Genomic DNA, 22,366 nt, shown 5'->3' on the forward strand with positions numbered 1-22,366 from the left:
GAAATGCGCGCAATTAACATCCACTCACAGCAACACCCACCACCTAGGGCGGGCGAGCTTAGCGACTCCCGACGCTAAGATCACAACAAAAACCCTCAATACCCCAGTCGGCCAATAAAGTAGCATTTGCTACGTGACTTTCTACCGCTGTGGGCACTACGACATTACCAGGCTTCAAATTAAAGAAACCCGTTACAGCAATGTGACGAGTTTTTTGCTGTCTAGGATTTAATAAATAGCCAAGAGCCCATGCAGAGCTAGGTAGTGAAACAAAGCCCGAACCGATAATAGTGTAGCATTTCACTGTGGCTCTCCACCGCTGTGGGCGCTATTTCACTCTCTGTGCTCTACGGCATTTGTATTCCAATACATCAAATAAAACAGCTCGAAGGAGCGTCTCTAATCAATGGTAGTATGGTTTTTGACCATTAAAGTTGGGTCTTAGGTGATTTAATCTGCTATAGATAACGTTTGAACGTTTGGAGTAAAAATTGTATGACTCTTTACTTACTTTATTTACATTAGCTTTAGCGTTAATTTACTCGCTAGTTTGTTATAATAATCGCCAATTAAATCATCAGAAAGTGCAGAGAACGCAATGGAATTTGAACAAGATAGCAATTTAACCCTCCCTTTATTTCTATTAGATGAGTCATTAAGTGATAGAGATTTAGAGCAGCCCGATTTTGAAATATCAATTGGACTTGATGATGAGTTACTTGCTCAAATTTGCCAAAATCCGAGTGAAGATAGCAGTGTAGCTATTACTGTTAGCGGTTATGAGTTGCTTATAACTGACCCTTTGTATTTAAATATATTAGATCAGGAGCATGATGCGCAGATAACGTTAACGCATGGTCCTCTTTTAAGTATTGTTTTAAATACTGAAGCTCAAAAAACATTCGTTTCACCACAAATGGATATGATGCCCACATTTGATTTAGGTGATGAGGACGAATGAAAAAAATAATAATAAGTACGTTTGTATTAATTATCCTTAGTGGTTGTGCATACTTAGGTAATGCTCATTACGATGATTTATTTGGCCCTGAGCAAGCGCAAGAGCGTATCGTTTCACATTCGACTCTTGCTGGCGCTGATTTTTTTACAAAACGTAAAACCTGTACTCGATACCCGCTGCGTCGTTTGCCATGGTTGTTATGACGCTCCTTGCCAGCTTAAGCTCTCATCTCCTGAAGGTATTGATCGAGGTCAGAGTAAAGAGCTTGTCTACGATGGAACTCGTTTATTGGCAACGACCCCAAGCCGTTTATTATTTGATGCAACCAATACACAGCAATGGCGAGAAAAAAACTTTACGCCAGTGCTAAATGAACGCGTGCAAAGTGAAGAAGCGAATTTAGCGGGCAGTGTTTTATTTAATAGTTTGGTGTTAAAGCAAAGCTATGAATTACCAACTAATGAAGTGCTAGATGATGAATTTGATTTTTCATTAGGGCGCTCGCAAACCTGTGCAACAATGGGGGAGTTTGACCAGTTAGCTGACGAGCAACCTCATGGCGGTATGCCTTACGGGTTACCAGGGGTTTCGCGTGAAGAGTTTAATCACTTACAAAACTGGCTTAAAGGTGGCGGTAAAATGTCACATATTGAGCCACCAAGTAAATATGATCAGAATAAAATAAAGGGCTGGGAGGCCTTTTTAAATCAAGACAATTTAAAGTATCAGTTATCAGCACGTTATATTTATGAACATTGGTTTTTAGCACATATTTATTTTACTTCAGAGAACCCACAAAGCTTTTTTAAACTAGTTCGCTCAAGTACGCCTCCGGGTGAAAAAATAAAGTTAATTAATACACGTCGTCCTTATGATGATCCTAAAGTTAGTCGTGTTTATTACCGCTTTATGCAAGAACGTACAACTATACTTTCTAAAACACATTTACCACTTGAGCTTAATGAAGCTAAATTACTGCGTTTGTATGAGCAGTTTATTGCGCCAGATTATACTGTTACGCAAATGCCGAGTTATGAACCTGAGTCGGCATCGAACCCATTTAAAACGTTTGAAGTCATTCCTATTAATTCTAAATATCAATTCATGCTTGATGAAGCAGAGTTAATTATTATGGGCTATATAAAAGGACCTGTTTGCCGCGGGCAAATTGCTTTAAATGTTATAAACGATCATTTTTGGGTGGCATTTGCTGATCCTAATAAGGTAGCGACTCCTGCTGTGGAGGAAATGCTAATGCAACATGAAGACGCATTAGAGCTTCCTGCTGCTGAGGAAAGTAATGCCTTACCCATTTCTAGCTGGGTTAAATATTCAGTTCGTGAGAAAAAATATTTACAGGCGAAAGTTGCGCTTGCTAACGAAATGTTTAAAGGTGGCGAGCATCTTACAACTGACTTGCTCTGGAAAGGTGATGGGAATAATAAAAGTGCGGCCCTGACTATTTTCCGCCACTTTGACAGTGCAACTGTTGTTAAAGGCTTTATCGGTCAAGAGCCTAAAACCATGTGGATACTTGATTATGCGTTATTTGAACGTATTCACTATTTGCTTGTTGCAGGCTTTGATGTATACGGAAATATAGGTCATCAATTGGTTACACGTTTATACATGGATTTCTTACGTTTAGAGGGAGAGCAAAACTTTTTAGCTTTATTACCTGAGCATAAGCGTAATCAAATTAAAAAGCAGTGGTATCGTAATTCACCACCTGACCTATCTCAGTTCTTTAAAAGTAACAGAGAATTTAGCCAGCCCAGTGGTATTAACTATAAAACTGATGACCCACAGCATGAGTTATATACCTTGATAAAAGAAGCCTTAGCGCCAGTTTTAAGTGAAAGATACAATTATACTGAAGTACCAAAGCCGTTAAATGCAGTTAGTAATATGCCAGCAAAAGCAGTTAACTTGTTACCTCAGCTTTCTTTTGTACTTGTAAAGCAAGAAGATAATAGCCATAAGGGCTACACTATTATTCACCATAATGCACACTACAATATTTCTAGTTTATTAAATGAAGATGGTCAACGTGCTTATGACGAGGATACCGCGACTATTGTTCCCGGGTTTATCGGAGATTATCCAGCAGCAATTTGGTATTTAAATAACGAGCAACAAGTAAATGCTTTTGCTGATCAATTACCAATGATGCAAATAGAAGCTGATTATCGCGCTTTGAAATCTAAGTTTGGTATTCGACGTACTCATCCACAATTTTGGCAATACAGCGATATTTTACACGCTACAGCTAAAGAATACCGTGGTATTGAATACGGGATGTTCGATTATAACCGTTTAGAAAATAGGTAGTTAAATAGTTTTATTTTATTAGCCCAGCTTTTTAGTTGGGCTTTTTTATTTAATAATCATTATTTAAGCTGCTTATTAGTTCTAAAAAATTGAGCTACACTTAAAACAAAAACAGGGCTTAGTATGTTTAAAGTTGTCGCGAATATACGTACTCGTTACCGGTGGGCATTAATAGCAATAGCACTATTAATAAGCACATCAGCATCACTTATGCAGTATTTTTTTTCGGTGCAAAAATACGACGCAAAAATAATAAATATGGCTGGTAAGCAGAGAATGCTTTCTCAAAAAATAGCTTGGCATAGTAATGAGTTATTATCAGCAACAAATATTTCTGAGCATACTCAAGCGTTAAAAGCGTCAGTGGTATCATTCAAAAAAACTCATAATTACTTACTTTCAAAAAATGGTAATGGAGAGTATCAATACCTTACACCTAAGCTTATTAAGCTATATACGTTAGCTCCTCATAAACTAAATTCCCAAGTTGCAACATACATCCAGCAAGCGGAAAATTTGCTTTATCAACAAGGCAAAGTAGATAAGCGTATATTCTCTTTAACGGAGGTTGAAGAGCTATTAAAGCAACTAAATCATGCAGTGAATTTATTTGAAGATCAAGCTGTCCAAAAGTTGAACTGGGTATCTAACCTTGAATTATTATTTTGGCTTATGGCGATGCTTTTACTATTTGTAGAGTTAAGGTTTGTATTTATGCCAATGGAAAAAGAAATAGGTAACGCATTGTCTAAATACCAAAAACAAAAAGAGTTTGCTCAACAGGTGAGTCAAAATAAAGAGCATTTTATTGCCAGAGCAAGTCACGAATTTAGAACACCTTTACAGGGTCTTATTACGTCTATTGAGGAGCTAGAGGTTTCTGATGCGCAGCAAAGTGTTAAAACTCAAGCTAATTATTGCGCGCTTAGGTTAATAGCCATATTAGATGAATTACAAGACCTACAGGCTTTAAGTACAGGTAAGTGGGTACCGTATTTTAATGATGAAAACCTTTTAGAGTCGTGTAATAAAGTACTAATGGCTTACGAGCATGCTTGTCAGCAAAAAGGTCTGAAACTAGTTAGTTATTTAGATGAATCATTAAATTGTGTATGTAAATTAGATCATCAACGTTTGCAGCGCACACTTACGGAGTTAATTAGTAATGCAATTAAGTTTACACAAAAAGGTGAAATTACTGTCTCTGCAAAACTTTTAAATGATGAATTTTATTTAACGGTGAGTGATACTGGCTGTGGTTTTTCGAAAGAGATTACTGAGCTTGAATTTGACTTATTGAAACAAACAAACCATTTTCAAGGATTAAGAACAGGCTTAACCCGGGTTCAATACGTTGTAAAAGCACTGCATGGTGAAATTACTTTTACAAATAATAAAACTCATGGTGCTTTGGTGTCTTTGTATTTACCAGTGACAATAAGTAAACCCCTCCCAACACCTCTTAAAGTAAACGACAAGCTAACGTGTTTAGTCGTTGAAGATAACCCATTAAACACCATGTTATTAACCCGCATACTTAGTTTATTAGGTTTAAGCTATGATTGTGCTGAAAATGGTAAAGTCGCGTGTGATATGGTGAGTGAAAGTCAGTACGATATTGTTTTTATGGATCTAAACATGCCAGTAATGGATGGGTTTGAGGCTATTAAAAGAATACGTTCCGATCTTAATAAAGTAATGCCAATTATTGTTATAACAGCCAATACCTCACAAAATGATATAGAGCGAGTTTATGAATACGGAGCTAACCTCCATATTCATAAGCCAATAAGTCAGCAAGCAATTAAAGACGCATTAAATAGTATTGGCGTTGTTAGGGCGTGTTGATCTTTGGTAGTTGAATTTGCAGCAGACTATTTGATTTTTAGGCAAGGCAGAGCCTATGTAGTGTGGTTATTCCCCATAAATAGGCGATAACGCAGCATAAATACCAAACATGCGCTGCCCATTGGGTTCTTTCTAGGGACGATTAACTCTTTGTTGCCTACATGGATGTAGGTAAGGGGCGTGAGCAGGACGCGGAAGCTTTACTCGGTTTTGACTTATTCTTACATGGATGTAAGCCATTAGAATAACGCAGGAGCAGTTATCGAGCCCACTAGGTTACAAACCTCGCGCCGCGATTTAATCTTCCTTGGATTGAACAAATTTCAATCCACAAAGATCAATACGCCCTAGTGAAATAAATTAATTTTGCAGATAACAAGCTTGCTAAGCACTTTTAATATACGTTAACTTGCTGTTTTAAGGTTTATTAGGAAAAATTAGTGCAGTCAATTACGCTTGAGCAATTTAATGGTTACTTACAAGGGCAAGGTAAAAGCCGTTACGATATATGCAACCTAGATTGGCAAGTAAACCTAGGAGAACATTGGTTACTTTTAGGTGCTAATGGAGCTGGTAAATCTGCTCTGACAGCTGCGTTAATCGGTGAGGCTAAGTGCGAAAGTGGTCAGCGTATAAGTAGTATTAATAAGCTTATGCTCGTGTCTTCAGATTCGCATAAACAGTTACTAGCTCAAGAATTAGAGCATGAAAAGCACTCCCTCGTTAAAGACCTTATTTTTACAGGGCATAGTAATAATGATGAGTTATTAGCGCAGCTAATAGAATTATTTAAATTTAGCTCATTACTAAATAGGCATTTTAGAGACCTTTCAACCGGTGAAACTCGTAAACTCCTACTTATAAAAGCACTCAGCTCCCATAGTGAGTTAGTCGTGCTTGATGAGCCATTTCATGGACTCGACGTACAATCTTGCCAGCAGCTTAATAAAATACTCATAGAACTTAGCCAAACTATTACTTTTGTTTTTGTACTAAACCGCCTAGACGAAATCCCTTCATTCATTACTCACTATGGTTATGTAAACCAAGGCTGCTTGTTACATACTTTAGCAAAGCCAGACAGTGAGCAATTAAGTGACTTACTAAAACTACTTCATTTAGAGCATACCTCATTGGATGTGCCATCTCCTGATACCGAACAAGAGCAAAAGGCATTCACCGGTAATACCTTAGTTAAATTGAGTAATGCTAAAGTTAGTTACAGTGATGTAAGCATATTCAAAAATCTCAATTGGACTATAAAAAAGCATCAGCACTGGCAACTTAGTGGAGCGAACGGTTCAGGTAAAACATGCCTATTAAATTTAATAACAGGTGATAACCCACAGTGTTATAACAATGACATTAAAGCGTTCGGTTTCAAACGTGGAACAGGGGAGAGTATTTGGGATATAAAACAGCATATTGGTTTTATATCTAACGCGCTACATATGGATTACCGGGTAAGTATATCGGCTTTAAATACTGTTATTTCAGGATTTTACGACAGTATAGGTTTATATCAAAAACCGAGCGACGCACAAATTAATATTGCTCAACAGTGGCTGGCATTTATTGGTTTAAGTGATAAAAAAAACACCTCATTCACCCAGCTATCGTACGGCGATCAGCGTATGTTATTAATTGTGCGGGCTATGGTTAAACATCCAACGTTACTTATTTTAGATGAACCTTGCTTAGGCTTAGATGAAGCAAACAGGCAGCGTGTACTGCTACTAATAGAGAAAATTTGTGCTGCCAATACAAGTACTGTGATTTATGTAAATCATCATGCGGCAGACAAAATTAAAGGAATAGAGAACTACTTAAAAATGGAAGACTTTAGTTGTTAGTTCGTTTTTTATATTTTTTATTAATACTTTCTATTAAGTAAATAACAATTTCAATCGCAATAAAAATAGAGGCAAGGATTAACCCACCACTTGGTTTAAAGTACCCCTCTTGGTAGTAATATACTCCATTGATAAAAAGCATCGTGAGAAAAAATAAAATCTCAAATTGAAAACGTTTCATAATTTACCTAAACATTATGAGCTTACTTAGCGAGTTTGTTTACGTAAGCTCTATTGGGGCCATTTTTATTTTAAAGACGAGTAACGCTAAAGCCTTTATCTCGAAGTTGTTTAAGTAACCCGTGTTTTTCAGGTAAATGCAGAGCGCCTACAGCAATAAATAGCTGCTCGTTTGCTAAACGCGGTGTGAGTTGTTTAACCCAATTATTATTGCGGTTAGTTAGCATTACTTGCTCGCTAATTTCACCGTAATTACTGTCATCAAAACTCATGTTGTAGTAATCGGTTAGTGTGTCCATATCCCCGTTTTTCCAGGCATTAACTAATTTGATAAAGTAAGTATTAATATCGCTGAGTTGCTCAAAGGTTTCTTCAATCATTTCATTGCTTAATAGCGCCATGCCATCAAACATTTGCAGTTGTTGCTCTAGAGTTTCAAGCTCACCAATTTTTATTTTATGTTCTTTAGCGTAAGCAAGTACTTGCTTGTCTATGCCGGTTTTATCTGAATATCCTGCATTTTGAAATTCAATTTGCATCATAGTCACCATAACAGCCCAAGGCTTTAAGCCATTAAACATAGCAATATCAATCGACTTTTTAGCAAAGTAATCTTTTAGCTTTTTGTAGTTTTGTTTTGATAATTCTGTTTGTAATGTTTTGCCATTTTTTAGCATCATTAATGGCATAGAACGCTGTTGCATTTCAAGTGGAGTAAGTTTGCTTATATCCACTTCAACAATCACTTCTTTGCTTGCACTAATTGCATCGGTTACATTTTTAGGTAAGCCTTTCATGCTGGCATCACCAACGTGTACGGTGCCAAATAAGTAAGAGCTAACGCCATTTTTTTCTATTTTATATAAGGCAGGAGCAGCATAGCTGTTAAGGCTAAACGTTATAAGTAATGCCACAATAAAAAAGTGGCTAACACGAGTAAGAGCATTCATTGTTTGTCCTTAAAATCTCAAAAATCAGTAATGTAAATACTAACCTAAATTTACTTCAGAGGTAACGTTAATATAAACGTTAACGTATTGCTTTCGGTATTACTGGCCGTAATGGTAAAGCCATTTAAGTTACATAAACTCTGTACAATTGATAATCCTAAACCATGGCGCTGATTATTAGTTCTAGATGAATCTAGCTGATAGAGTGGGTCAAAAATAGTAGTTAGCTGTTCACTACTTAGTGGTTTATTTATTTTGTTACTAACAGAGATGGTCATGTTTGTGCTGTTATTTACGGCAGTTAATTTAATTGGCGCCTCAGGAAGTCCATAAAATAGTGCGTTATCGATTAAGTTACACAAAATGGTATTTAAACTAAATTCGTCAGCATTAAGTGTAAACTCGTCAGTTATCTCGTTATTTAAACGCGCTTTAATACTTGGGTGTTTAAAGGTCAGCTCATCAATAATTTGATTTACTAAGTTATTTAAAATGATATTTTTTGCATTCAATTGCATAGTACTACTACTTGAGCGCTGCAATAATAAGAGGTTGTTAACAATCGTTTTCATACGCTGTGAAATACTAAGCACATCACTGGTATAGGTGTCGCTAATACGTTTATCGTCTGGGTAGCGAATAGCCACCTCTGAAAGGCTTATGAGTTCAGCTATTGGGGTTTTTAACTCGTGTGCAATGTCGCTTGTTAGGCGTTTTTCATTACTATAGAGTTGCTGATTAACGGTAATAAACTTATTTAGCTCGTTACGTATAGGTTCTATTTCTTCTACTTTAAAGTCGCTTTCTATTGTTTGCGCAACACCGGTAATATCGAGTAACTTAATTTGGTCGTTTAAATTGTGTAGCGGGTGCAGGCCTTTATTTACAATACGTGTCACTAAATAGCGCACACCAAACACACCAAGCACACAGGTTAAAATAAAGACCACATCAATAATAATCAGTACTTTATTAAGTTCGGAGGTGGGCGCTGCAATTGCAAGAGTCATGGTATTAAAAACAGCTGAGTGAGTAGGGTTTCTATCATCTTTTTGGACTACAAAGTGACTTATAAGTGCGCGGCCATCACGCCCGTTAGGAAGCTCGTAATCTATAATTTTAGATTCGTTTATCGGCATTTCTAAAAAAGGCAGGTTAGCATTTTCATAAAGCGCTAATGAGTCCGAGCGCTCAAACACATCACGGCCATGCCATAACTGGTAAAACTCCGTGGCATCGGCTGCTTCATACTCCGACATAAACTCGCCAGCAAAATCAAATTCAACCACGTTGTTGTCATCTTCAACTAAGGTTTTTAAGTAGTTAGCTTTATTAGTTAAAGACTGATTGAACTGATCTTCCACCCAAGTATCAACACTTAAATCAACGGTTAAAAATATGGTGAATAAAATAACTGAGATCACAGCGCTAATATTATTAACGAGTTTACGTTTTATTGAGTGATTTTTATTTTGTTGTTGCGACATAACCAAATCCACGTTTATTTTTTATCGGGAGCTCGCCATCAAACTGTCTTACTTTTTTACGTATGGTTGATATGTGTGCTTCAAGCGCATTTTTAGAGAGCATATCAAACTGACCTACCACCGCTTCACTTATAAGCTCAAGCCCCAATACTCGCTCTGGGGCGTTAAATAAGCATTCTATTATTTTGTATTCATTACGCGTGAGCTCAATGGCGTGTTGCTTGTAATGAAGAGTTTTAAGCGAGAGATCTAATACGCAATCACCTACGGTAAGGGTGTTTTGTTGGTTTTGCAGTGAACCACGACGAAGTAATGCAAGGACGCGAGCATGGATTTCTTCAAACGAAAATGGCTTAGTTAAATAATCGTCAGCGCCTTTCATAAGGCCGCTAATTTTATCTTGAGGCTCACTTCGTGCAGATAAAATTAGCACACGACTTTGGCTATTACTGCTGCGCAGTGCTTGTAAAATACTCATGCCATCAACACTCGGTAGCATTAAATCAAGTACAAGGAGGTCGTAGTTTCCACTCAGTGCCATGCTCAACCCTTCTGAGCCATCACCTGTTTCATCTACGGTAAAACCAAGGTTGCTAAGGCCAACTTGCAAGCTGCGTCTTAGTGCTTCAGAGTCTTCAATAACGAGGATTTTCATGTTTACTCGGTTTATAAAAATAGCCTTGATACTTTAACAAGGCTTTATTATCAAGTCACTTTGTTAATGGTACCAACCATTTGTATAAGCTAGATTACCTAAGTTCGCGTGGGCTAGGGCTTTTTTAACTAGTTGCTCATCGTTTTCGCATGGTACAAGCTGGTTATTGCTATACGTATAGGTGGTTGCTGCTTTTTGTGGTTGTAACACCACCACTTTATTATCGTGCATGTAGGCAAAGTTTTTGTCGTATTGCATCATTGCGCGTTGTTTGTTGGCGCTAATTGGCTTTGATAAATCATGACCTATCATAGGGTGCTTACCACTTGCGCCAATTAAAGACAGTAGAGTAACAGGAATATCGAGCTGGCTGGCTAGTTGGCTATCTCGTTTATGGGTAATGCCTTTACCAAAAATAACGGCCGGAATTTTAAAGTGATCAACCGGTACTAAATTCGAACCCGATACGCGCGAGTCGTGATCGGCAATAACTATAAACACGGTATCGTCCCAGTAGCTCGATTTTTTAGCTTTTTCGATAAACGTGCCTAGTGCGTAATCGGCATACTTTGCAGCATTATTACGGGTTTGTTTTTGTTTATCGTACAGTGTTATTTTATCGTCAGGAAAGTCATACGGGCTATGATTAGAGCTTGAAAATATAAGGCTAAAAAAGGGTTTGTTTTGTTTTTTAAGCTTAGTAAGTTCAATGTCGGCTTGGTCGTACAAGTCTTCGTCTGATGCGCCCCATGAGCCATTAAAGTCTATTTTTTTAAAATTATTTGTATCTACGATACTTTTAAAACCGTTGCCTAAAAAGAAGCTTCGCATGTTATCAAAATGGCTTTCGCCACCATAAATAAACTGCGTGTTGTAATTTTGCTTCGCTAAAAAATCAGCAATGGTAAAAAAGTCACGTTGTGATTTATCAAGCTTAACAACTGCACGCGAAGGCGTTGGTGTAAATCCTGTAATTACCGCCTCAATTCCACGCACCGAGCGTGTACCCGTGGCGTATAAATTATCAAACCCCCAGCCTTGTTTATAAAGGGCGTCTATATTAGGTGTAAGCGGTAAACCGCCAAGCGTTCCTACGTAACGAGCGCCTAAACTTTCTTGTAAAATAATGACTAGGTTTTTTGGTTTACCTGTATTACTTGCTTCATGAAACGTTTTTGTAGGGGCGGTTACATCACTAAATGTGCCTTGCGTATTTTGCATATTACTGCGCACAATACTAAGCAATTCATCGGTGGGCATTTTACCGTAATAGTCTTGGCTCGATTGCTCATTAGAGAGTTGCTTTACTGCAAACGCGACGCTATAAAGTGAGTTAAGGGTTAAGTCGTTAAGTAAATGATCAGTAGAGAACGAGACCATGGCGGGATTAAGTGGTCTGTGCCCTAATGAGTTACGCGCGCCCAAAATAGTTAAGCATACTAAAACGAGCGCTAAAATTGATTGATTTAAGCCTGTTAGTGATGACTTGCTTTGCCATTGATTGCTAAATACTTTACTTGCAAATTTACAGCTTAAAGCAAGTGCTATAAAAGCAATAAGTAGCTCTAACTTATAGCCTGAAAAAATCATTTTTGAGACTTCTTCAGGGTAAATTAAATATTCTATGAATAAGCGGTTAGGGCGTAAATCGTACTCGTTTATAAACGTAGGCGTAATCACTTCAAAAAAAACAAGTAAAGCAGATATCCCCACTAAATAAAATTTAATGAGGCCACGTATTTTATTTTGCCAGCCTATGCTTTGCATCAGTAAAGTAAGTAGTAATGCGGGCATAATAATGTAGCTTAGAGTGGCTATATCTACTCTTAACCCACCTATAAATATAGATAACCACGCATGCGATCCAAAGACACGTTCGCCTTGCCATACACTTAAACCAAAGCGAGCAAGTGTTAAAAAGCTAAGTGCCAAAACAGCAAATACAACAAAAATCCATACAGGGCCAAGTGCATTTTGTATTTTAGGTATAAAAGTTAGCTTTATGCCCATAACACAGCCCACCAAATAAGTGCGGCAATTAGCATAGCTATAAACACGCTTGCAGAGGCAATATCTTTAGCGAGCCCTGAAAGCTCATGGTATTCACTGCCAATTCTATCAACTACAACCTCAACTGCCGTATTTACTAGTTCAGCAAACAATACAAAAAGTAGACTCGCTATAAGTAATAATTTATTGCTTAGTGCAATTTCTTGTAGCCACACAAACACACCAAGCACTGAAAACAGAGCTAACTCTTGTTGAAACGCCGCTTCAAATCGACTCATCCATTTTAAGCCGTTAAAAGAATGACTTAAGGTGAAAATAAGGCGCATTAAGCCTTGGCGTTTTATAACGGTTTTATTACTCATAGTTTTATTTCGCTTGGTGTTGTTTGGCAGCTAGCAAGTAAGTCAAGGGATGCCTGATACGTTTTGCTTTTAATGCCAATTAAATTTAAAAGGGTGTGAAAAATAGTGTTGTGTGAACGTGCTGCACTGGTATCTAAATTAGCTAAGCAGGTATTGGTAATGCGCTGATTATGCTCATTAGCCCACATATAAAGGGGGACATGCGTTTGTGTGCTAGGTGCAAAGCTATACGGAAAACCATGTAAGTAAGCACCGGCTTCGCCAAGTGATTCACCATGATCAGAGACATATAAAAACTGCTTATCTATGTTGTTTGGCAGTGCTTTTAATTGCTCAATTACTTGGGCATTAACAAAGTCGCTGTACGCAATTGTGTTGTCGTAAGTATTAACTAATTCATCGAGTGAGCAGTTTTGAATGTCGCTTCTGTCGCACGTAGGCGTAAATTGCTTAAACTTATCTGGGTAGCGTTTAAAGTAGGTGGGTCCGTGTGAACCCATCATATGTAGGACGATAACGGTATTAGCTTGGCTTAAATTAGCGAGTTTGCGTTTAAGTGGAGCAAGAAGTGTTTCATCAAAACAATATTTTCCATCGCAAAGCGCTGATGCAGTGGTTGGGATATCAATATTAACAACACGGGTGCATACGTTTTTACAGCCGCTGTTGTTATCAACCCACAGTACGTCGCTGCCAGCTTGTTGTGCTAAATCAATCAGGTTTTGTTGGTTGTCGGCTGCTAATCGATCAAAGTTATCTTGTGTTTGCAGTGAAAACATACACGGCACAGACACAGCCGTAGCGGTGCCACAAGACGCCACATTATTAAAATACGTAACATTATGCTTTTGTGTATAAGGGTTGGTGTTGCGCTTATAACCTTGATAGGCAAAGTTTTCTGCTCGTGCGGTTTCGCCAACAACCATAACTGTTACGCTGGTGGTATTGGGCGCAATGAGAGTGGGTGTTGCATCTATATTTTTAAATTCCATATTGGTATACAGCAGTTGATCGCGCATGTATTTATAACCGCTAGAGAGATACTGAAATGGGATGAGTTCTTTTTTCAAAATACGGTTATTACGGCCAGTAGCTGCGTAGTCGGCGTAAAAGTTTACGACCACTAAAGCGATTAACGCACAGCACGCTACAATAAGTTTTATACGGCTAATCGCTTCTTGATGAGGGCGAGTAAAGTGTATTTTTACTTTACTTAATATAAAAACAGGTAGTGCACAAAACAGCAGTAAAAAGCCTATGAGCTGCGGGTTTAAATAACTCAGCGCTTCGCTTGAATCCGTTTCGAACGTGTTTTGAATCATAGAGTAGTCAAACACCACGCCGTAATTTAAAGTGCCGTAAAGCACGGCGCTAGAAATTATTAGTAAAAGGTAGTTAATAGGCTTTAGTAACCATCTAACTGACACAATCGAAAAAAAGATAATAAGTAAACATAAAAGAAGTAGCGGGACTGAAAGTAAAAACAGCCACGAAAAAGACGCAAGAGAGGTGATGGCGCTAAACGAGCCTTGAATAAAAGGAATGTTTATAACTAAGCAGTAATAACAGGCAATCATCACTACAAAGGCATTTGCACTACAGTGAATGTAAAACCGTTTACTACGATTTGGCTTTTTTTTGCTGATATTTGGCTAAGTACGTTCATATTTAGGCTCGTTTTAAATAACAACACCATGCTATGCCATAATACTTAAGAGCAGCTTAAGAGAAGCTACGTATTACCTGAAGATGATAAATAATTTTATTTATAAAAATATTCTTAAAAATTAATCAAACCTTAAATAAGGGATATGAGGATAGTGAATTTCTGAGAATAAAATTAGAGCATAAAAAAACTACTTTTAGTTTATTTAGTGAATTTTAAAACCTGATAAATTGCCTTTTAGTCTTTTTGTTAGATTAACTTTGATGTTGACTTAAAGGCTCTAGCGCGGTACTAATATAGAAAGAGAGCGAAGGAATAACTTTCGCAGCAATTGAATAAAATTTGGTATTAATTACATGCTTACAAACGCACTAAACCTAGTCCTGATTATTATCGTGGTGATTATTCCCGCGAGGGCTTTGTAGTGCTTTAAAAACTTAAGCATTAAAGAGCCCTCCGCACTTAACCGTTCGGAGGGCTTTTTAGTTTTAAGTCTAAAAGTTTCAAGCGTAAATATGTAATTGGGTTGTCACTGAGGAATGAGGGTTTTATTAATGACAGGTGCAGAATTAACAATCGACTTATTAAGTAAACATGGCGTAAAAGATGTATTTGGTTACCCAGGTGGAGCCATTATGCCAATTTACGATGCGCTTTATGATTCGTCGATCAAGCATTACCTCGCTCGTCACGAACAAGGTGCGGGGTTTGCTGCCGTAGGTTTTGCACGTAGTACTGGAAAGTTAGGCGTGTGTTTTGCAACATCAGGACCGGGAGCTACTAATTTAATCACCTCACTTGCTGATGCAATGATGGACTCAGTACCGTTACTTGCGATTACAGGACAAGTACCTACCGCTGCTATTGGCTCTGATGCGTTTCAAGAAATTGATATATTAGGTATGTCGCTTTCATGTACTAAACATAGCTACATGGTGGAGCGAGCTGAAGACTTAGCTGAGATATTGCAAGAAGCCATGCATTTAGCGCAAAGCGGCCGTCCTGGTCCTGTACTTGTCGATATCCCAAAAGACATTCAAATGGCCCAAGTACCTTTTAAACCTTGGCTTGCAGCTGATGAGTATTTACCTGAACTTGATCTAAACCAAGTCGCTATTGCTAATAAATTATTAAGTGAAGCTAAACAGCCAGTCGCTTATGTTGGTGGTGGTGTTCAAGCCGCTGATGCACAAGACGAGTTAATGCAGTTTTTAAATAAAACACAAATGCCAGCAGTAGCAACACTTAAAGCATTAGGCAGTGTGTTACCAGAGTACGAACATTACTTAGGTATGTTAGGTATGCATGGTGGCCAAGCCGCTAATATCGCAGTGCAAGAGTGCGATGTATTAGTGTGTATTGGCGCACGCTTTGATGACCGTGTAACGGGTAACTTAGCAAAATTTGCAGCAAAAGCTAAAGTAATCCATTTAGATATTGATGCTGCGGAAGTAGGCAAGCGAAAGCCTGCTAAAGCTTCATTAATTGCTGATTTGAAAACATCGTTACCAGCATTAGAGTGTTTTGTAACGCCCAAAGTATGGTGCGACGTTAACAAAAAAATGATAGCTAAACACGCATGGCGCTATGATTATCCCGGTGAAAAAGTGTATGCACCTTATTTACTGAATCAGCTAAGCGAGCGCATGCCAAAAACAGGTGTAGTGTGTTGTGATGTTGGTCAGCACCAAATGTGGGTAGCGCAGCATATGAAATTTAGCCATCCTACCAATCATTTAAGCAGTGGTGGCGCAGGCACAATGGGTTTTGGCTTACCAGCAGCCATTGGCGCACAAGTAGCGCGACCTGATGATTTTGTCATAACTGTATCGGGCGATGGCTCAATCATGATGAACATTCAAGAATTGGCCACTATTCGTCGTAATAATTTACCCGTAAAGATATTAATTTTAGATAATCAACGCTTAGGTATGGTTCGCCAATGGCAAGAGCTATTTTTTGAAGGTCGTTACTCTGAAACAGATCTTTCGGATAACCCTGACTTTGTACAATTAGCCGCCGTATTTGGTATTCCAGGGCAAACAGTTACACATGCCAATCAGGTTGATGATGCAATAACTGCATTAGTTAATAGTAAAGGGCCGTATATTGTTCACGCCTGCATTGATGATAAAGCAAACGTATGGCCACTAGTACCACCTGGGGCTGCAAATGACGAAATGATTACGGAGAAAGCACAATGAAACACAGCCTAACTATTGCATTAAAGAGCCAAAGTATAGCGGTAGAGCGTTTTTTACGTGTAGTGCGTCACCGTGGTTTTGACTTAACGCATTTTCAGCTCAATATGGATGATGGTCAATACAACGTGGCTATGACGGTAGATAGTGATAAACCTATTCACCTACTAACAAGTCAGTTGAACAAGCTGGTGGATGTTAAAGAAGTTACTTTACAAAGTTTACATCAACAACAAGCTGTGTAATTACGAATTAATAAATAATTTACGAGTAACTGAGTCACTCGGTTGCTCACCAATTTTAGAATGAGGAATGCCCGCTTACATTGCGGCAAAAACAGAGGTAACTATGGCTAAATTAAGAAGTGCAACAACAACTGAAGGGCGTAAACGCGCAGGCGCTCGTGCATTATGGCGCGCAACAGGTATGACAGACTCTGATTTTGGTAAACCGATTATTGCCGTAGTTAACTCGTTTACTCAATTTGTACCAGGTCATGTACACCTTAATCAGCTTAGTGAGCTTATGGGTGAGACAATAACCCAAGCGGGTGGCGTTCCAAAAGAATTTAATACCATTGCGATTGATGATGGTATTGCAATGGGGCACGGCGGTATGCTTTATTCGCTCCCTTCGCGTGATTTAATTGCTGACTCGGTTGAATACATGGTAAATGGTCACTGCGCCGATGCGATGATTTGTATTTCAAACTGCGACAAAATCACCCCAGGAATGATGCTTGCAGCACTACGTTTAAACATTCCGGTAATATTTGTATCGGGCGGCCCAATGGAAGCGGGTAAAACCAAGCTTGCTAACATCGATATTAAACTTGATTTAGTCGATGCCATGGTTAAAGGCGCAGATGAGTCGGTAAGTGATGCAGATTCAGAACAAGTTGAACGTTCTGCTTGTCCTACTTGTGGTTCGTGTTCAGGCATGTTTACGGCAAACTCAATGAACTGTTTGTTAGAGGCAATAGGTTTAGCGCTGCCTGGTAACGGCACAACGCTTGCTACTCACAAAGACCGTAAACGACTGTATGTTGAAGCGGGTGCCCGTATCGTTGATTTATGTCGTGAGTATTATCAAAAAGATAATCAAGATGTATTGCCACGCGCTATTGCTAACAAAACAGCCTTTATGAATGCGATGGTTGTTGATATTGCAATGGGTGGCTCGTCAAATACCGTATTACATTTACTCGCAGCGGCGCAAGAAGCCGGTGTTGATTTTGATATGTCGCACATTGATGCGCTTTCTCGTAAAACACCTTTTTTATGTAAAGTAGCACCAGCCACACCAGAGTACCATATTGAAGATGTACACCGCGCTGGTGGCATGATGGCAATTGTGCGTGAGCTTGGTAAAGCAGGTTTAGTTGATATGTCAGTTAATCATGTTGCGGGTACAACAATGGCTGAACTTGTTAAAAAATGGGATGCGACCGACCCAGCGAACGAAGTAGCGCGTAAATTTTATCGTGCGGGTCCTGCGGGTATTCGCACCACTAAAGCAATGAGTCAAGAGTGTCGTTGGGATGAAGGCGATAATGACCGCGTTAATGGTTGTATTCGCAGTGTTGAACACGCTTTTCGCCAAGATGGTGGCTTAGCGGTACTATCGGGTAATCTAGCCGTTGATGGTTGTGTTGTAAAAAGTGCAGGCGTTGTTGACGAAATGCTGCATTTTGAAGGCACTGCAGTCGTGTACGAATCACAAGACGATTCAGTTGAAGGTATTTTAAACGACGAAGTAAAAGCCGGCGACGTCGTTGTTATTCGTTATGAAGGACCAAAAGGCGGTCCAGGTATGCAAGAAATGCTTTATCCAACGAGTTACTTAAAATCAAAAGGCTTAGCTGAAAAGTGTGCCCTTATTACAGATGGTCGCTTTTCAGGTGGTACTTCGGGTTTATCAATTGGCCATGTATCGCCAGAAGCGGCAAGTGGTGGTGCAATTGCCTATGTTGAAAATGGCGACAAAATCATTATTGATATCGCAACACGTGAAATCACATTAGCACTGAGCGATGAAGAGCTTGAAGCGCGTAAACAAAAGCAATTAGCGCGCGGAAAGCTTGCTTATAAACCAGTCGATCGTGAACGTTACGTATCGTCTGCGCTAAAAGCATATGCATTACTTGCAACGAGTGCCGATAAAGGCGCTGTGCGCGATTTAGCTAAATTGGAGGCGCTTAGTTAATTATGGTCTCTCAAGAGCTCGATTATTTTCGCGCTATTATTCAAGCAAACATGGAGCCTTTGGCTAAAGTGACTGAGGTTAGCGAAATGGCTGAACTCAGTAAAAAGCTAGGTAATCATGTTTGGTTAAAGCGTGAAGACCAACAGCCTGTGTATTCATTTAAATTACGCGGTGCGTATAATAAATTAAATAAATTACCTAAAGGTTCAGTGGTTATTACGGCTTCTGCGGGTAATCATGCTCAAGGTGTTGCTTTAAGTGCATCTCACCTAGGCCACAAAGCGACGATTGTAATGCCAGTGACAACACCTGAGATAAAGGTCAGCGCGGTGCGTGCACTAGGCGGGGAAGTGGTCTTGCATGGTGAGCAGTTTGATGCCGCGAAAGCCTATGCGCTTGAGCTAACACAACAGCGTAACGGTATATTTGTTCCACCGTTTGATGACCCTGACGTCATTGTTGGTCAAGGCACTGTAGCACGTGAGTTAATGCAGCAATTAAATCAACTCGATGCTGTGTTTATTCCTGTTGGCGGCGGTGGCTTACTTGCTGGTATGGCAGTTTATATTAAATCTCTTCGTCCTGATATCAAGGTAATAGGTGTCGAGGCAGACGAAAGTGCGTGCCTGCAAGCAGCACTTGAAGCCGGTAAGCCGGTAGAGCTTGATCGCGTTGGCAGTTTTGCAGATGGGGTCGCTGTTAAAATCATTGGTACAGAAACATTCCGCTTAGCACAAAAATTCTGCGATGAAGTTGTAACAGTAACTAGCGATGAAATATGTGCGGCAATGCAGGATATTTTTGTGTCTACGCGAGCAATTGCAGAACCTTCAGGAGCACTTGCAACAGCTGGTCTTAAAAAGTGGAGTAAGCAGTCTGGGTTAAAAGGGTTGCACTTAGCGTCTATTTTATCGGGAGCTAATTTAAACTTTGATCGTCTGCGTTATGTAGCAGAGCGTACAGCGCTTGGTGAAAAAAACGAAGCGTTATTAGCGGTTACGATTAAAGAAGAAAAAGGCAGTTTTAAACAGTTTTGTGCTTCTTTAGGTGGTCGTTCTATTACAGAGTTTAACTACCGATATGCAGGACCAGGTGAAGCGCAAATATTTGTAGGTATTGCATTGCGCCAAGGCGAGCAAGAGCTTAATGAATTAAAGCAAGATTTAACCAATAACGATTATCAGTTTTGTGACTTATCAGATAACGAACTCGCTAAATTGCATGTGCGTTATATGGTCGGCGGAAAAGCGCCAGAGCAATTACACGAACGTTTACTGCGTTTTGAATTTCCTGAATATCCAGGTGCACTTGCACGCTTTTTAGATACTTTAGGTAACAATTGGAACATTACTTTGTTTCATTATCGTAATCTCGGTGGCTCGATGGGCAATGTGCTGGCTGGTTTTGCAATTGAACCAAGCCAATATGAGATGTTTAACGAGCACTTAAATCGCTTGGGGTACAGTGTTCAAGATGAAACTCAAAACCCGTGTTTCGCCCAATTTTTGACATCAAAAGCGCAAACCAAAGACATAGAAACACTCGCCTCAGTATAATCCCTTTTCAAAAGACAGGCACCTAACTAGGTGCTTGCTTTATCTCTCTTTTTACATATAGTTACAGGTAATTATAATATTTTTTGAGGAAACCTCATTGGTACTTAAAGGATTAGTTATTGCCTTGTGTTTTTTTGTAGCCTTATTAAGGCGCAGGAATCAGTCACATTACAGTTAAAATGGACACATCAATTTCAGTTTGCTGGTTATTATATGGCAAAGCAAAAAGGCTTTTATGATGAAGTAGGCCTCGATGTAACCATAAAACAAGCTAATCCAATGAAACCTGATACCTTTGGTTCTGTTGTCAGCGGCGAAGCGCAATTTGGTGTAGGTCATTCGGGGATTTTACAGCAACGAGTCAATGGTCAACCGTTTGTTGCTATGGCAGCTATCTTGCAATTTTCACCTTACTGCTGGATGGTAAAAGACACTTCAGATATTTTTCATCCAAGAGATTTTGTTAATAAACGTATCACAAGCGTAAGCAAAAAAGAAAATACCGAATTACTTGTTATGCTCAAACGCAGTGCTGTTAATGTTGATAAGCTCAAGATTTATAAAGGTGAGGACGTTAGCCAAGCATGGATTGAAAATAAGTTTGATGCTATGCAAGTATATGTTACCACTGAGCCTTATTATATGACCCAACAAGGAATAGCCCATAGGCTTATTTGTCCGCAGCGATACGGTATGGATGTATACGCGGATATTTTATTTACCAACGAAAGCATGCTTAAAAAAAATCCGCAAACAGTCGAAAAGTTTTATCAAGCGAGCTTAAAAGGGTGGCGCTATGCAATGATGAATATGGATGAAGCCATTGCAGTTACGCAACAAAAATATGCGCCGAGTAAAAGTTTTCACCAACTCGCCTTTGAGGCCGAAGTATTAAAAGATTATATAACGCAACCTACTACAGGTTTAGGGCATATGTCGGTGGCAAAGTGGCGCTTAATTGCTGACTTATATGGTATACAGCAAAATGAATTTGACGAAGTGAAATCTCATTTTATTTATAAATACCAAGAGCCCGAAAAAATGCAATTATCGTGGATGATCATAGCAGCTATTTTAGTAAGTATTTTTTCAATCCCCTTGTATTTACGATTGATTTTCAGCAAAAAATAACTACTTAGTGAGAGCTCGCGGAGCTGATATAATTAATCGTCTTTTTATTTTTTAAGCTGTTATGACTTTAGCCGAGCAATTTTTTGCACTTGATTCACTTTTAATGCGCCATCGTCAGTATTGGCAGTGCACCGCATTTGATTTTGACACTATTCCTTGGCCAGAGCTGCAAGGTATACTTAGCGTGCTAACTGATGATCAGGTAACCGCTCTTGATAACGATCAAAATCAACTATATCAATTTTTTAGCCAACACATAAACCAACTTAATGAACTTGCTAAGCTATGCGAGTTACCAAGCGCTGAACTCTCTCGAGCTGATTATCCATTTTGGATAAGTAATGGCATTAAAGGTCGTAAGTTTGAACAGTTAAAAGACTTTGTGTCTGCTTTACCAAATAGCACGCTACCCGTTTTAGAGTGGTGCGCAGGTAAAGGCCATTTAGGACGAATGCTTGCTTTTAATGGCGCAAGTGAAGTGCATAGTATTGAGTTGCAATCAAGCTTATGTAAACAAGGCGAGCAAAGTGCTCTGCAGCAAGGTTTGGCAATGCGCTTTAGTCAAGTAGACGTGCTTACTGATGATACGAGTGATTTTTTTAACGCGAATATTCACGCTGTTGCATTACATGCATGTGGTGGGTTACATCAAGCATTTATGCATCAAGCCTGCGCGGCTAAAGTGAAAAAAATTAGCTTTTCACCTTGTTGCTATCATTTATTTACGGCTAATGATTACCGTGCAATGAGTGATGAAGCAAAAAAAAGTGACCTTAATTTAACGCACCGCGATTTAAAGCTCGCCTTGCAAGAAACCGTTACAGCGCCTTCTCGTCTGGAAAAAGTACGTAAAACAGAACTAGAATGGCGCCTTGGTTTTGACGCACTTAGAAAGTCGATTACTGGCGAGCAATATTACGTAAGCGTACCTTCAGTTAATAAAGCTATATTCTCAGATTCGTTTAAATCA

At 39.0% G+C, this 22,366-nt stretch carries 16 protein-coding genes and 1 pseudogene; 10 read left to right on the forward strand and 7 right to left on the reverse strand.

Translation table 11 applies throughout. From position 1 onward, the window contains the following. Window positions 1–598 precede the first annotated feature (598 nt). The 4 genes and pseudogenes from P20652_RS15165 (at window position 599) to P20652_RS15150 (ending at window position 6,993) form a co-directional block, all read left to right on the forward strand. The gene (locus P20652_RS15165; protein ID WP_008166114.1) at window positions 599–961 is read left to right on the forward strand and encodes a hypothetical protein; all 363 of its coding nucleotides are present in this window, start codon (window positions 599–601) and stop codon (window positions 959–961) included. Further along, window positions 958–3,292: pseudogene (locus tag P20652_RS15160) on the forward strand (fatty acid cis/trans isomerase). Before P20652_RS15165 ends, P20652_RS15160 begins: the two are co-directional and overlap by 4 nt. Before the next feature lie 123 nt (window positions 3,293–3,415). Then, entirely contained in the window at window positions 3,416–5,140 is a 1,725-nt protein-coding gene (locus tag P20652_RS15155; protein WP_008166119.1) for a response regulator, read from the forward strand. A gap of 440 nt (window positions 5,141–5,580) precedes the next feature. After that, window positions 5,581–6,993: an ATP-binding cassette domain-containing protein gene (locus P20652_RS15150; protein ID WP_008166121.1), complete on the forward strand. Its 1,413-nt coding sequence runs from the start codon at window positions 5,581–5,583 to the stop codon at window positions 6,991–6,993. Here P20652_RS15150 and P20652_RS15145 read toward each other — a convergent pair. From P20652_RS15145 to P20652_RS15115, 7 genes are all read right to left on the reverse strand, one after another. Further along, on the reverse strand, window positions 6,983–7,174 hold the full coding sequence (locus P20652_RS15145) for a hypothetical protein (protein WP_008166123.1): 192 nt from the start codon (window positions 7,172–7,174) through the stop codon (window positions 6,983–6,985). The genes P20652_RS15150 and P20652_RS15145 overlap by 11 nt on opposite strands. Before the next feature lie 70 nt (window positions 7,175–7,244). Beyond that, window positions 7,245–8,123: a TraB/GumN family protein gene (locus P20652_RS15140; RefSeq protein WP_008166125.1), complete on the reverse strand. Its 879-nt coding sequence runs from the start codon at window positions 8,121–8,123 to the stop codon at window positions 7,245–7,247. 50 nt (window positions 8,124–8,173) lie between these two features. Next, entirely contained in the window at window positions 8,174–9,610 is a 1,437-nt protein-coding gene (locus P20652_RS15135) for a HAMP domain-containing sensor histidine kinase (protein ID WP_008166127.1), read from the reverse strand. Beyond that, a complete protein-coding gene (locus tag P20652_RS15130; RefSeq protein WP_008166128.1) occupies window positions 9,591–10,265 on the reverse strand; it encodes a response regulator transcription factor in 675 nt (224 codons plus the stop codon). The genes P20652_RS15135 and P20652_RS15130 overlap by 20 nt, the downstream gene beginning before the upstream one ends. Window positions 10,266–10,328: 63 nt before the next feature. Continuing rightward, complete coding sequence (locus P20652_RS15125) at window positions 10,329–12,275, reverse strand: LTA synthase family protein (RefSeq protein ID WP_008166129.1); 1,947 nt, start codon at window positions 12,273–12,275, stop codon at window positions 10,329–10,331. Further along, window positions 12,266–12,637, reverse strand: a complete 372-nt coding sequence (locus tag P20652_RS15120) for a diacylglycerol kinase (RefSeq protein WP_008166130.1) — start codon at window positions 12,635–12,637, stop codon at window positions 12,266–12,268. The genes P20652_RS15125 and P20652_RS15120 overlap by 10 nt, the downstream gene beginning before the upstream one ends. Then, window positions 12,634–14,214, reverse strand: a complete 1,581-nt coding sequence (locus P20652_RS15115) for a phosphoethanolamine transferase (RefSeq protein WP_008166132.1) — start codon at window positions 14,212–14,214, stop codon at window positions 12,634–12,636. Before P20652_RS15115 ends, P20652_RS15120 begins: the two co-directional genes overlap by 4 nt. 643 nt (window positions 14,215–14,857) lie before the next feature. Between P20652_RS15115 and ilvG the strand changes: the two genes are divergently transcribed. From ilvG to P20652_RS17350, 6 genes are all read left to right on the forward strand, one after another. After that, a complete protein-coding gene (gene ilvG / locus P20652_RS15110) occupies window positions 14,858–16,507 on the forward strand; it encodes an acetolactate synthase 2 catalytic subunit (protein WP_008166134.1) in 1,650 nt (549 codons plus the stop codon). Next, window positions 16,504–16,749 carry an acetolactate synthase 2 small subunit gene (gene ilvM / locus P20652_RS15105; protein ID WP_008166135.1) on the forward strand — a complete coding sequence of 82 codons (246 nt, stop codon included), beginning with the start codon at window positions 16,504–16,506 and terminating at the stop codon, window positions 16,747–16,749. The genes ilvG and ilvM overlap by 4 nt, the downstream gene beginning before the upstream one ends. A gap of 103 nt (window positions 16,750–16,852) precedes the next feature. Further along, window positions 16,853–18,709, forward strand: a complete 1,857-nt coding sequence (ilvD, locus tag P20652_RS15100) for a dihydroxy-acid dehydratase (protein WP_033017037.1) — start codon at window positions 16,853–16,855, stop codon at window positions 18,707–18,709. 2 nt (window positions 18,710–18,711) lie between these two features. Beyond that, window positions 18,712–20,265: a threonine ammonia-lyase, biosynthetic gene (gene ilvA / locus P20652_RS15095; protein ID WP_008166137.1), complete on the forward strand. Its 1,554-nt coding sequence runs from the start codon at window positions 18,712–18,714 to the stop codon at window positions 20,263–20,265. Window positions 20,266–20,478: 213 nt separating this feature from the next. After that, complete coding sequence (locus tag P20652_RS15090; RefSeq protein ID WP_008166139.1) at window positions 20,479–21,396, forward strand: ABC transporter substrate-binding protein; 918 nt, start codon at window positions 20,479–20,481, stop codon at window positions 21,394–21,396. Window positions 21,397–21,457: 61 nt separating this feature from the next. Further along, window positions 21,458–22,366, forward strand: a 909-nt coding sequence (locus tag P20652_RS17350) for a methyltransferase (RefSeq protein ID WP_033017035.1), incomplete at its 3' end; no start/stop codon positions are given.

The organism is Pseudoalteromonas sp. BSi20652 (assembly GCF_000239855.1).
In the GTDB taxonomy this organism is placed as follows: Bacteria; Pseudomonadota; Gammaproteobacteria; order Enterobacterales; family Alteromonadaceae; genus Pseudoalteromonas.

Coding starts and splice junctions, on each gene's coding strand:
- ilvD (WP_033017037.1), top strand. CDS start 16,853: ATGGCTAAATTAAGAAGTGCAACAACAACTGAAGGGCGTAAACGCGCA.
- P20652_RS15115 (WP_008166132.1), bottom strand. CDS start 14,214: ATGATTGCCTGTTATTACTGCTTAGTTATAAACATTCCTTTTATTCAA.
- P20652_RS15130 (WP_008166128.1), bottom strand. CDS start 10,265: ATGAAAATCCTCGTTATTGAAGACTCTGAAGCACTAAGACGCAGCTTG.
- ilvG (WP_008166134.1), top strand. CDS start 14,858: ATGACAGGTGCAGAATTAACAATCGACTTATTAAGTAAACATGGCGTA.
- ilvA (WP_008166137.1), top strand. CDS start 18,712: ATGGTCTCTCAAGAGCTCGATTATTTTCGCGCTATTATTCAAGCAAAC.
- P20652_RS15090 (WP_008166139.1), top strand. CDS start 20,479: ATGGCAAAGCAAAAAGGCTTTTATGATGAAGTAGGCCTCGATGTAACC.
- P20652_RS15120 (WP_008166130.1), bottom strand. CDS start 12,637: ATGAGTAATAAAACCGTTATAAAACGCCAAGGCTTAATGCGCCTTATT.
- P20652_RS15125 (WP_008166129.1), bottom strand. CDS start 12,275: ATGGGCATAAAGCTAACTTTTATACCTAAAATACAAAATGCACTTGGC.
- P20652_RS15145 (WP_008166123.1), bottom strand. CDS start 7,174: ATGAAACGTTTTCAATTTGAGATTTTATTTTTTCTCACGATGCTTTTT.
- ilvM (WP_008166135.1), top strand. CDS start 16,504: ATGAAACACAGCCTAACTATTGCATTAAAGAGCCAAAGTATAGCGGTA.
- P20652_RS15135 (WP_008166127.1), bottom strand. CDS start 9,610: ATGTCGCAACAACAAAATAAAAATCACTCAATAAAACGTAAACTCGTT.
- P20652_RS15165 (WP_008166114.1), top strand. CDS start 599: ATGGAATTTGAACAAGATAGCAATTTAACCCTCCCTTTATTTCTATTA.
- P20652_RS15140 (WP_008166125.1), bottom strand. CDS start 8,123: ATGAATGCTCTTACTCGTGTTAGCCACTTTTTTATTGTGGCATTACTT.
- P20652_RS15155 (WP_008166119.1), top strand. CDS start 3,416: ATGTTTAAAGTTGTCGCGAATATACGTACTCGTTACCGGTGGGCATTA.